At 71.9% G+C, this 10,807-nt stretch carries 8 protein-coding genes; 5 read left to right on the top strand and 3 right to left on the bottom strand.

Features of this window, described 5'->3' with window-relative positions:
• Positions 1–450 precede the first annotated feature (450 nt).
• Positions 451–900 carry a PTS glucose transporter subunit IIA gene (locus AB0C59_RS30810; RefSeq protein ID WP_363010416.1) on the top strand — a complete coding sequence of 150 codons (450 nt, stop codon included), beginning with the start codon at positions 451–453 and terminating at the stop codon, positions 898–900.
• Positions 901–954: 54 nt separating this feature from the next.
• Positions 955–2,625 carry a phosphoenolpyruvate--protein phosphotransferase gene (gene ptsP / locus AB0C59_RS30815; protein ID WP_363010417.1) on the top strand — a complete coding sequence of 557 codons (1,671 nt, stop codon included), beginning with the start codon at positions 955–957 and terminating at the stop codon, positions 2,623–2,625.
• A gap of 100 nt (positions 2,626–2,725) precedes the next feature.
• Here ptsP and AB0C59_RS30820 read toward each other — a convergent pair whose 3' ends face one another.
• On the bottom strand, positions 2,726–3,619 hold the full coding sequence (locus tag AB0C59_RS30820) for a hypothetical protein (RefSeq protein ID WP_363010419.1): 894 nt from the start codon (positions 3,617–3,619) through the stop codon (positions 2,726–2,728).
• Positions 3,620–3,739: 120 nt separating this feature from the next.
• Positions 3,740–5,707 (bottom strand): acetoacetate--CoA ligase, encoded by a 1,968-nt coding sequence (locus tag AB0C59_RS30825; protein WP_363010421.1) that lies wholly within the window; start codon positions 5,705–5,707, stop codon positions 3,740–3,742.
• Between the two features lie 213 nt (positions 5,708–5,920).
• Here AB0C59_RS30825 and AB0C59_RS30830 point away from each other — a divergent pair, with 213 nt between their 5' ends.
• Positions 5,921–8,287 carry a TIM-barrel domain-containing protein gene (locus AB0C59_RS30830; protein ID WP_363010423.1) on the top strand — a complete coding sequence of 789 codons (2,367 nt, stop codon included), beginning with the start codon at positions 5,921–5,923 and terminating at the stop codon, positions 8,285–8,287.
• 56 nt (positions 8,288–8,343) lie between these two features.
• Here AB0C59_RS30830 and AB0C59_RS30835 read toward each other — a convergent pair whose 3' ends face one another.
• Entirely contained in the window at positions 8,344–8,880 is a 537-nt protein-coding gene (locus AB0C59_RS30835; protein WP_363010425.1) for an NUDIX domain-containing protein, read from the bottom strand.
• Positions 8,881–9,005: 125 nt separating this feature from the next.
• Here AB0C59_RS30835 and AB0C59_RS30840 point away from each other — a divergent pair, with 125 nt between their 5' ends.
• The gene (locus AB0C59_RS30840; protein ID WP_363010427.1) at positions 9,006–9,452 is read left to right on the top strand and encodes a zinc ribbon domain-containing protein; all 447 of its coding nucleotides are present in this window, start codon (positions 9,006–9,008) and stop codon (positions 9,450–9,452) included.
• Positions 9,449–10,639 carry a lipid-transfer protein gene (locus tag AB0C59_RS30845; RefSeq protein ID WP_363010429.1) on the top strand — a complete coding sequence of 397 codons (1,191 nt, stop codon included), beginning with the start codon at positions 9,449–9,451 and terminating at the stop codon, positions 10,637–10,639. Before AB0C59_RS30840 ends, AB0C59_RS30845 begins: the two co-directional genes overlap by 4 nt.
• The last annotated feature ends 168 nt before the right edge of the window (positions 10,640–10,807 follow it).

Consider the following 10,807-nt stretch of genomic DNA (forward strand, 5'->3'; position numbering starts at 1 on the left):
GACTCTCTCAGGCTTTCCTCCGGGCCTCTTCCCTTCGGTCTTGCGTTTCCGACTCTATCAGATCTTTTTCCGATCCGATTTCCTCGGTGCTTTCCAGTTCGGCGCTTCCGCGCTTTCCCTTTCCGGCGGTCCCAACTTTATCAGAGCATTTCCGTCCCTCTGACCACCGTGCTGCAGACATGCAGAACAGGGCCCCGAGTGAGGATCTGGTCAAGTGTGGATCTGCCGAGGCTCCGACGCGAATCCGCGTCTCTTGCCCCCAGGCAGGAGTAAGACTCTACCCGCAGCGTCGGAGCCGTTGCAAATCGACGGGGCCGTGTGTCCAGGGCTCTCAACTCCTCTGTCTCATGCGGAAGCGGCACTTCATATGACATACGCTGCTGCTCAGAGCGCCGCCCGGGACAGGCAGTGGCGGCCCATCTCTGGATCACCGCCCCTGGGAGGCTTCCCATGACCACCGTGACGTCCCCTCTCGCCGGACGCGCGATCGCGCTGACCGCCGTGCCCGACCCCGTCTTCTCCGGCGCGATGGTGGGCCCCGGAATGGCGATCGACCCTCTGCGTGAACCCCTGGACGCCGTCTCTCCTGTGGACGGCGTCATCGTCTCGCTCCACCCGCACGCGTTCGTCGTCGTGGACGCGGACGGGCACGGGGTGCTGACGCACCTCGGCATCGACACCGTGCAGCTCAACGGCGAGGGTTTCGAACTGCTCGTCAACAAGGGGGACACCGTCGCCCGCGGCCAGGCGATCGTGCGCTGGAACCCGGCTGCCGTCGAGGCGGCCGGCAAGTCGGCGGTGTGCCCGGTGGTCGCGCTCGAAGCCACGGCCGACTCGCTGTCCGGCCTGCGCGAGGACGGCGAAGTGAAGACGGGCGACCAGCTCTTCGCCTGGCAGTGAGCCCGACGCCGTACCGGCCGTGCAGGCACGAACCGAAGAGAAAGCCAGGGTGAGATGGAAGCAACGCTGCGAGGCGTCGGTGTGAGCCACGGGGTGGCGATCGGCGAGGTCCGGCACATGGGGACCGCCGTACTGGAGCCGCCGGCGAGGCAGATGCCGGTGGAGGACGCGCAACGCGAGCAGGGGCGCGCTCGCCAGGCCGTGGACGCGGTGGCGGCCGACCTGACCGCGCGAGGCAACCTGGCCGGAGGCGAGGCCCAGGCGGTGCTGGAGGCCCAGGCGCTCATGGCGCAGGACCCCGAGCTGATGGCGGACGTGGAGCGCCGTGTCGCCGTCGGCAGTACGGCGGAGCGGGCGGTGTACGACGCGTTCGCCGCCTACCGGGAACTGCTCGCCAACGCCGGCGAGTACCTCGCCGGGCGTGTGGCCGACCTCGACGACGTACGGAACCGCATCGTCGCGCGGCTGCTGGGCGTGCCCATGCCGGGCGTCCCGGACAGCGACGAGCCGTATGTCCTGGTCGCTCGTGATCTCGCTCCCGCGGACACGGCGCTGCTCGACCCGGCCCTGGTCCTCGGGTTCGTCACCGAGGAGGGCGGCCCCACCAGTCACAGTGCGATCCTGGCCCGGGCTCTGGGTGTGCCGGCCGTGGTCGCGCTGCCCGGTGCGGGTGACCTCACCGAGGGCACCGTGATCGCCGTGGACGGCAGCACCGGTGAGATCTTCGTGAATCCGGCCGACGAGAAGAAGGAGCAGCTCCAGGCCGCGGCGGCGGAGCGGAAGGCAGCCCTGGCCGCGACGACCGGGCCGGGGGCGACGGCGGACGGTCACAAGGTGCCGCTGCTGGCCAACGTCGGCGGTCCGGCGGACGTACCCGCCGCGGTCGAGGCAGGGGCCGAGGGTGTCGGTCTGTTCCGCACGGAGTTCCTGTTCCTGGACGACAGCAAGAACGCGCCGTCCGAGGAGAGGCAGACCGAGGCCTATCGGCAGGTTCTGGAGGCCTTCCCCGAGGGCCGTGTGGTCGTACGGGTCCTGGACGCGGGCGCGGACAAGCCACTGGAGTTCCTGACTCCGGCGGACGAGCCCAACCCCGCCCTGGGCGTGCGTGGCCTGCGGACCCTGCTCGACCACCCCGAGGTGCTGCGTACGCAGCTGAGCGCGCTCGCCAGGGCTGCCGAGGGCCTGCCGGTCTACCTCGAGGTGATGGCGCCGATGGTCGCCGACCGGTCCGACGCGAGGGCGTTCGCGGATGCCTGCCGCGAGGCCGGGCTGCGGGCGAAGTTCGGCGCCATGGTGGAGATCCCGTCCGCCGCGCTGCGGGCGCGCTCGATTCTGCAGGAGGTCGAGTTCCTCTCGCTGGGGACGAACGACCTCGCGCAGTACACGTTCGCCGCCGACCGTCAGGTCGGTGCGGTGTCCCGGCTGCAGGATCCGTGGCAGCCGGCGCTGCTCGACCTGGTCGCGCTCTCCGCCGAGTCGGCGAAGGCGGAGGGCAAGAGCTGCGGTGTCTGCGGCGAGGCCGCGTCGGACCCGCTGCTGGCCTGTGTGCTGACCGGTCTCGGTGTCACCTCCTTGTCCATGGGCGCGGCCTCGATTCCCTATGTGCGGGCGACGCTGGCGAAGTACACGCTGGCCCAGTGCGAACGGGCCGCGGCGGCGGCACGGGCCTCGGACTCCGCGGACGAGGCGCGCAAGGCGGCCCAGGCGGTGCTGTCGGGCGAGTGATCCGGACACGAAGGTGTCCGCTGTCGTACGGCCGGGGCCTCATCCACGCATCCCGCGGATGAGGCCCCGCGGCTTTCTCTCCCGAGGTCTCGAAGTCCGCTCAACGAGGGTGGCCCGTCGGGTCCTCCTCGTCCCCGAGGTCGGGTGGGGCGCAGTAGTCGACGCCGGGTTCCGGGGAGATCAGGTCTCCCGACTCGGCGTCGGTGCAGTAGGCGTCGAAGACCTCCCCGGCGGTGAGCGGTGCCAGGCCCTCCCGGCGCAGTCGCCATCCGTAGACGCGGTCCGTGCCCTCGGGTGTGGTGGTCCGCATGACGAGGCCGCCGGGGCGGTGGAGGGCGATGCCCAGGGCGAGAACGCTGGTGAACTCGAGTGCTTCCGTCTCGTCCGTGCGGGTCGTGCCGTCCGGTTCGCGGTCGGAGGTGAGTACGGCGACGAGGGGCTGCGGTGTTCCCGTGACGCTGCACACCAGGTGGCGGTGGCCGGGGGCCGCGGTGGCGAGGACGCGAGCGAGGAGCCTGGACGCCTGGGCGAAGGCTGCTCGTCCGATGTCCTCTCCGCAGCAGGCGCACGCGCCGAGACGGGCCAGCAGCATCGTCGCGTACTGCCAGGTGGCCTGGCGGACGGTTTCGCCGAGGAGTTCCGGGACGAGTTCGGCCAGGGTCTGTCCCTCGTAGAGGACGGTCGGTCCGGTCGCCGCCAGTTCCGCTGTGAAGCGGGTGCGGCTGGCCGGGGTGTCCGGCTCCAGACCGCTCTCGGCGCAGAACTCCGCGTATTCCTCCGGGTCGAAGAGCGCGACATTGGTGTGACCGCCCTGGGCCGCGAGCGTCCTGAGCAGGTCTTCCACCTGCTGGAGATAGGCCGTGTGGTCGTCGAAGGCGAAGCTGCGGTAGCGCCGCCGCATCGCCGTGAAGTCGTGTTCGTCGGTCAGCAGGCCGATGGTGCCGGCGATCTCGCGGCGCAGGTCACGTCGCGGGAGCTGGTCGGTGTGCGGCATGTGTCCCCCTGTGTGCGGTCGATCATTCGTCACTCACAGTAGTGGGACCCACTGACAGTCGGGCTCGCCCGCGAGGCCGGGAGGCCGTCGCGGGCGTTCGGCGAAGGCCGCCCGGAGGGGTCAGGCGCGTTTGCGGGCCAGGTCCTCGTAGAAGTGGAGCAGGTCGACGTTGTCGATGGAGCCCGGGTTGACGGCCTTTTCCAGGGAGGTTCCCTGCAGGAGTCGTTTGACGGGCACCTCGATGCGCTTGCCCGTGAGGGTGTGCGGGATGCCCGGGACCTCGATGACCTCGTCGGGAACGTGACGGGGTGACAGGTTCTCGCGGATAATCTGCTTGATCCGGTTCAGCAGGTCCTCGTCCAGAGCCGCGCCGGGTGCCAGCTGGACGAACAGGGGCATCCAGTAGCCGCCGTCGGACTGCTCCACGCCGATGACGAGGGATTCCTTGATCTCGGGGAGCCGCTCGACGGCCTCGTAGATGTCGGCCGAGCCCATGCGGACGCCCTGTCGGTTCAGGGTGGAGTCCGAGCGGCCGTGGATGATCACGGAGCCGCGTGAGGTGAGCGTGATCCAGTCGCCGTGCCGCCACACTCCCGGGTACATGTCGAAGTAGCTGTCGTGGTAGCGGCTGCCGTCGGGGTCGTTCCAGAAGCGGACCGGCATCGAGGGCATCGGGTTGGTGACGACCAGTTCGCCGACCTCGTCGACGAGGGGCCGGCCGCTGGGGTCCCAGGAGCGCAGGTCGGTGCCGAGGCCGGGTGCCTGGAGCTCGCCGATGTACACCGGGAGGGTGGGGACGGCTCCGGCGAAGCAGGAGCACACGTCCGTGCCGCCGCTGACGGAGGCGATCCACAGGTCGTCGCGGACCTCGTCGCGCAGCCAGGTGAAGCCGTCCGGCGGCAGCGGTGACCCCGTGGTGGCCACGCATCGCACGCGGGAGAGGTCGTGGTCACGTGCCGGATGGACGCCTGCCTTCCGGCAGGCCATGACATAGGCGGCGGAGGTGCCGAAAAGTGTGGCGCCGGTGCGTTCGGCCACGCGCCACTGGGCGCCGGTGTCCGGGTAGCCGGGGCTGCCGTCGTACAGGACGATCGTGGTGCCCGCCAGAAGTCCGGAGGTGAGGAAGTTCCACATCATCCAGCCGGTGGAGGTGTACCAGAACAGGCGGTCCTCGGGTCCCAGGTCGTTGTGCAGGCCGAGCTGCTTGAGGTGCTCGATCAGGATGCCGCCCTGGGATTGCACGATGGCCTTGGGCAGGCCGGTCGTGCCCGAGGAGTACAGCACCCACAGCGGGTGGTCGAAGGGGACCTGCTCGAAGACCGGCTCCACGTCCGCCGAGGTCAGGTCCGACCACGCGAGGGCGCCCTCGGGGGCGTCGGTGCCGAGGAGCGGGATGTGGACCACGGCGCGCAGGGTGGGCAGTTCGCGGCGCAGTTCGGCGACGGTGTCGCGCCGGTCGTGCTCCTTGCCTCCGTAGCGGTAGCCGTCGACCGTGAACAGGACGACGGGTTCGACCTGCTGGAAGCGGTCCAGGACGCTGCGGGCCCCGAAGTCGGGTGCGCAGGAGGTCCACACGGCGCCGACGGCGGCCGAGGCGAGCAGGGCGACGACGGCCTGCGGGATGTTGGGCACATAGGCGCTGACGCGGTCGCCCGGCCGTACGCCGAGGGCGCGGAGCTCGGCGGCCAGGGAGCCGACCTGGCGGCGCAGCTGGGACCAGGTGACGGGCTCGGGATCGTGGGTCTCGTCGATGGCCAGGATGGCCGGCTCGTCGCCGCGGGTGGCCGAGGCGCGCAGGGCGTGTTCGGCGTAGTTCAGGGTCGCGCCGGGGAACCACTGCGCGCCCGGCATGGAGCGGTCGCCGAGCACGCGCGTGTACGGGGTGGAGAACCGCACGTCGAACCACTCGGTGACGGCCTTCCAGAAGGTTTCGAGCTCGTCCACCGACCAGCGGTGCAGGGCCGCGTAGCCGCCCTCGGCCGGAGCCCCGTGGTGTTCGGCGGCCCAGGCCTGGAACCTGGTGATCTGCGCACGGGCGACGCGGTCGGCGTCGGGCTGCCAGAGCGGCATGGCGTTCGCTGCGGTCATGGGGCGGCTCCCGGGCTGTGCGCGTCGTGGGCGTGTTCCGCGCATCGGCTGGGGTGTGCGCGTCACGCGGATGACAGGGACGATGCCATGTGATCGACTTCTGCACCAGGGTGCGCCTCGCGCGGTCGCCGTCATGAAGATGTGCTCCGGCCACGGGTGAACGGCAGTTGAACGGCGCTTCTCCTCGGGGATGTCGATGGCAGGGTGAGCGGTATGGACGGTCGTGACCTGGTGCGTTCGGTGAAGGCGGTCGGTTCGGGGGGTGCGACGGGGGGTCTGCGCACCGTGCGGGCCGCGTGGCGCAGGAGGCGCGCCGACGCCGCCGGGTTGCCGCGGCGGGGTGTGGAGCGCGCGCGGGTGCCCGGTCCGGTGCGGGAGGTGGAGCCGGGTCCTGGTGGTGGTGTCGTGCGCTTCGCCAGGGCGGAGTTGCGGATCATGGTCGCCGCGAACGGTGCCGTGTTCTGGGGCTGGGACGGGGTGGGTCCGGAGCCGTCGTACGCACTCGCGGGCTCGTCTCCGGAGCCGGATCCGCGCGCCGTGCTCGAACCGGACAAGGACGGCGGCTGGCGGGTCGTGGCGGAGCGCGTCACGATCGTGGTCTCGCGTCATGGCGCGGTCGAGGTGCGCACTCCCGGAGGGGTGACCCTGCGCCGTGATCTGCCTCCCCGGTGGTGGGAACCGGTGGCCGGTGGTGATGCCCGCTGGACGCAGCGGTCGGAAGTGGCCGCCGACGGGCGGTTCTTCGGGCTGGGCGGCCGGGCGTCGGGGCCTCGGCTGCGTGACGGGACCTACCGGCTGTGGAACACGGATCCCGCACAGCCGTTCGGACCGGGCGACGATCCGCTGTACATCACGATGCCGGTGCAGCTGGTGGTCGCCGACGCGGGTACGCACCTCGTGTTCCACGACACCTCCTGGGACGGCACGGTGTCGTTGCGGGAGGGCGAGGAGGGTGCCGGTTCGGGGCACGACCGGCCCGGTACCTGTGAGCTGCGGATGAGTGGCGGCCCGCTGCGCTGCTGGGTGGTGGTGGGCACGCCCGCGCGCGTGCTCCTGGTGTGGGCGTCGCTGACCGGGGCACCCGCCCTGCCGCCCGCCTGGGCCCTGGGGCACCATCACGCGCGGTGGGGCTTCGGCAGCGAGCGGGAGGTCCGGCGGATCGTCGCGGGCTACCAGGAGCGGGGGCTCCCGCTCGACGCGGTCCATCTGGACATCGACCACTACGACGGCCACCGGGTGTTCACGGTGGACCGGGAGCGCTTCCCGGGGCTGCCCGGGCTGGCGCGGGAGCTTCGGCGGGACGGGATCCGTCTGGTGTCGATCGTCGACCCCGCGGTGAAGGCGGAGCCCGGCGACTTGGTGTTCGACTCCGGGAGCGCCGCCGACGCGTTCGTGCGGGACGCGTCGGGCCGGTTGGTCAAGGGGGTGGTGTGGCCGGGTGAGGCCGTGTACCCCGATTTCACGGACGAGGGTGCCAGGCGGTGGTGGGGCGGCCTGTACGAGGAGCGGCTCGCCGAGGGGTTCGCGGGCTTCTGGCACGACATGAACGAGCCGGTGTCGTTCACGGCCTTCGGGCCGAACACGCTTCCCCTGTCGGCCCGGCACGCGCTGGAGGGCCGCGGCGGTGACCATCGGGAGGCCCACAACGTGTACGCGCTGGGCATGGCGCGGGCCGCGTACGAGGGGCTGCGCGCCCTTGTACCGCGGGAGCGGCCGTTCGTCTTCTCCCGCTCGGGGTGGGCCGGGATGCAGCGCTACGGCGGCACCTGGTCCGGGGACGTGGCCACCGGCTGGCCGGGGCTGCGCGCCTCGCTCTCCCTGGTGATGGGGCTCGGTCTGTGCGGCGTCCCGTACTCGGGGCCGGACGTGGGGGGCTTCGACGGCAGTCCGTCACCGGAGCTGTATCTGCGGTGGTTCCAGCTGGCCTCGTACCTGCCGCTGTTCAGGACGCACACGAGTGTGCGGGCCGGCCGCCGGGAGCCCTGGGAGTTCGGCGACGAGGTGCTGGGGCACGCGCGCGAGGTGCTGGCCGAGCGGCGTCGTCTGCTGCCGTACTTCGTGACGCTGGCGCATCTGGCGCGCCGCACGGGAGCGCCCTATGTGCGGCCCCTTTGGTGGGGCGCCCCCGAGGACCGGGCGCTGCGGAACTGCGAGGACGCCTTCCTGCTGGGCGACGACCTGCTGGTGGCGCCGGTTCTGGACGCCGGGGTGCGCAGGCGTACGGTGCCGCTGCCGCGGGGGCGCTGGTACGACGTGGCGACCGAGGAGGCGTTCCAGGGGCCGGGCCCGGTGGTGGTCGACGCGCCCGTGGGGCGGATCCCGGTGTTCGCGCGTGCGGGTGCGGTCCTTCCGGTGCGCGGCGAGGAGGGCGGTGTCGAGCTGGAGGTGTGGGCGCCCGCGCGGGGCAGGTCCGGTGGTGGGCTGGTGGTCCCGGACGCGGGCGACGGCTGGGACGAGCCGGAGGCCGAGCGGTATGTGACGCGGTGGAAGGGCGGCTCGGTGGTGGTCCGCGTGGACGGGCCGCAGGGCAGGGGCGCCCCCTCGCGTCCGGTGCGGATACGGGGTCTGGGCCAGGCGTGAGGAGTGCGGTGCCCCCGCGCACGTGGCCGGCGCGGGCGTGAACCGACCCTCCTCCCTCAGACGAAGCGCCCCTCGAACCATTCCCGCACCGCCCGTGTGTGCAGCGGGAAGGCGAGTTCGGTGGGGCGGCGCAGGAGGTGCCACCCTTCCGTCTCGTCGGTCCCCGTCGACGGGGGCAGGTCGGCGGCGGAGCGTTCGGGCAGGAGCCCGAACAGCAGGAGGTGTCCGTCGGGTGAGCTCATCGCGTCCACCAGTCGTACCTCGCGGGCGGCGGCCTGGATGCCGGTCTCCTCGTGGAGTTCGCGCACCACGGCGTGCCGCCAGTCCTCACGGTGGTCGATGAACCCTCCCGGAAGGGCGACGCCGCCGCGGGCGGGAGGGATGGTGCGGGTGATGACGACGAGGGCGGTTCCCCTGGTGTCGTAGACGGGTTGCAGGGCGACGGCGACCGGAAGGGGGTTGCGGTAGGCCACCGTGCCGCAGACGCGGCAGGTGCGGGGCGGGCCGGAGGCGGCCTCTTCGTGGGGCGCTCCGCAGCTCGAACAGTGGGAGTCCGGCGCGAAGCCGGTGGATGCGAACGAGGATTCGGACACGGGCGGACTGTATCGGGTCGCCGTGGTGTCGCGGGGTTCTTCGTGACGCCTGCCGAATTCCGGGTGCCCGTGGCAGACTTCTGACAGGTCGTCAGGTATCTGTCGGTCGATTGCCGGGAGGGGCCATGGCACGTGCGCGTACACCCGTGGTGGCCGGGTGGTTCAGCGGCGAGGGAAGCGGGTTCCGCCTGATCGGCACCCGGTGCTCCGCGTGCGGTTCGGTGTTCTTTCCGCGTGAGGACACCTTCTGCCGCAACCCGGGGTGCGAGGGCGGTGGGCTGGTCGAGACCCCGCTCTCCGGACGGGGGCGGATCTGGTCGTACACGGACGCCTGCTACCGGCCTCCGTCACCCTATGTGACGAATCCGGAACTTCCCTGGGAGCCGTACGCGTTGATCGCGGTGGAGCTGGCGGCCGAGCGCATCGTGGTGCTCGGGCAGGCGGCACCGGGAGTGAGGGTCGCCGACCTGGCGGTGGGCATGGAGGCCGAACTCGTCCCCGGTGTGCTGCACGAGGACGACACGACGACCTGGACGACATGGCACTGGCGGCCGACGGGGGTGGCGCGATGACGGACGATGTGGCGGTGCTCGGCGCGGGCATGCACCCCTGGGGCAAATGGGGGCGCGGGTTCGTCGAGTACGGGGTGGCGGCGGCGCGGGCGGCGCTCGCCGACGCGAAGATCGCCTGGCGGGACGTCGGCTCGGTGGTCGGCGCGGACACCGTACGGGGCGGCTACCCCGGGTATGTCGCGGGGGCGACGTTCGCCAGGGCGCTCGGCTGGCAGGGAGCGCGGGTCACCAGCGTGTACGCGGCGTGCGCGTCCGGGGCTCAGGCGATCGGCACGGCGCGGACGCAGATCCTCTCGGGCCTGGCGGACGTGGTGCTCGTGGTGGGGGCCGACGCCGCCCCCAAGGGGTTCTTCCGTCCGGCGGGCGGAGAACGGCCCGAGGACCCCGACTGGCTGCGCTTTCGGATCCTGGGAGCCACGAACCCGATGTACTTCGGGCTCTACGCACGTCGCCGCATGGCCGTGCACGGCGACACGACCGACGACTTCGCGCAGGTCAAGGTCAAGAACGCGGCGCTGGGCGCACTCAACCCGAACGCACGCTACCGCCGGCGGGTGACCGCCGAGGAGGTCGCCGCGTCGCCGCTCGTGGCCGACCCGCTTCGGCTGCTCGACATCTGCGCGACGTCGGACGGCGGCGCCGCGCTGGTGCTGTCGAGCATGGAGTTCGCACAACGGCACGGGCAGGCACGGCCGGTGCGGATCCGGGCCGTGTCCACGGTGACTCCGCGCTATCCCCACACGGTGCTCGACCTGCCCGACATCGCCACGGACTCCGAGGTCGCGGTGGCGGCGTCCGCCGAGACCTTCCGCGCGTCCATCGCGCGTACGGCGTACGAGGAGGCGGGAGTCGGCCCCGGGGAGCTGTCCCTCGCCGAGGTCTACGACCTGTCCACCGCGCTGGAACTGCAGTGGTACGAGGATCTGGGGCTGTGCGGTGCGGGCGAGGCGGTGAAGCTGCTGCGAGAAGGGGCCACCGCGCCGGGTGGGCGCATACCCGTCAACGCGAGCGGGGGGCTGGCCTCTTTCGGGGAAGCGGTTCCGGCACAGGCGATCGCCCAGGTGTGCGAACTGACATGGCAGTTGAGGGGTGAGGCCGGTGACCGGCAGGTGCCGGGCGCACGCGTGGGCATCACCGCCAACCAGGGGCTGTTCGGACACGGGTCGGCCGTGATAGCCGTGCGGTGACCGAGGCCCCGTGGCCGGACCCGCCCCTGCCGTGGCGGCGGTCCGCACGCCCTGTGATCACTTGGGACTGCCGTGTGAACACGTCATGAACTGGGTACCGGGCGGCGCCGGCCGGCGCGGCCCCTCGACCGGGCGGGCCTGGGCGGGCGACCCCGCACGGGGGCGGTG

Source organism: Streptomyces sp. NPDC048664, assembly GCF_040650555.1.
GTDB lineage: Bacteria > Actinomycetota > Actinomycetes > Streptomycetales > Streptomycetaceae > Streptomyces.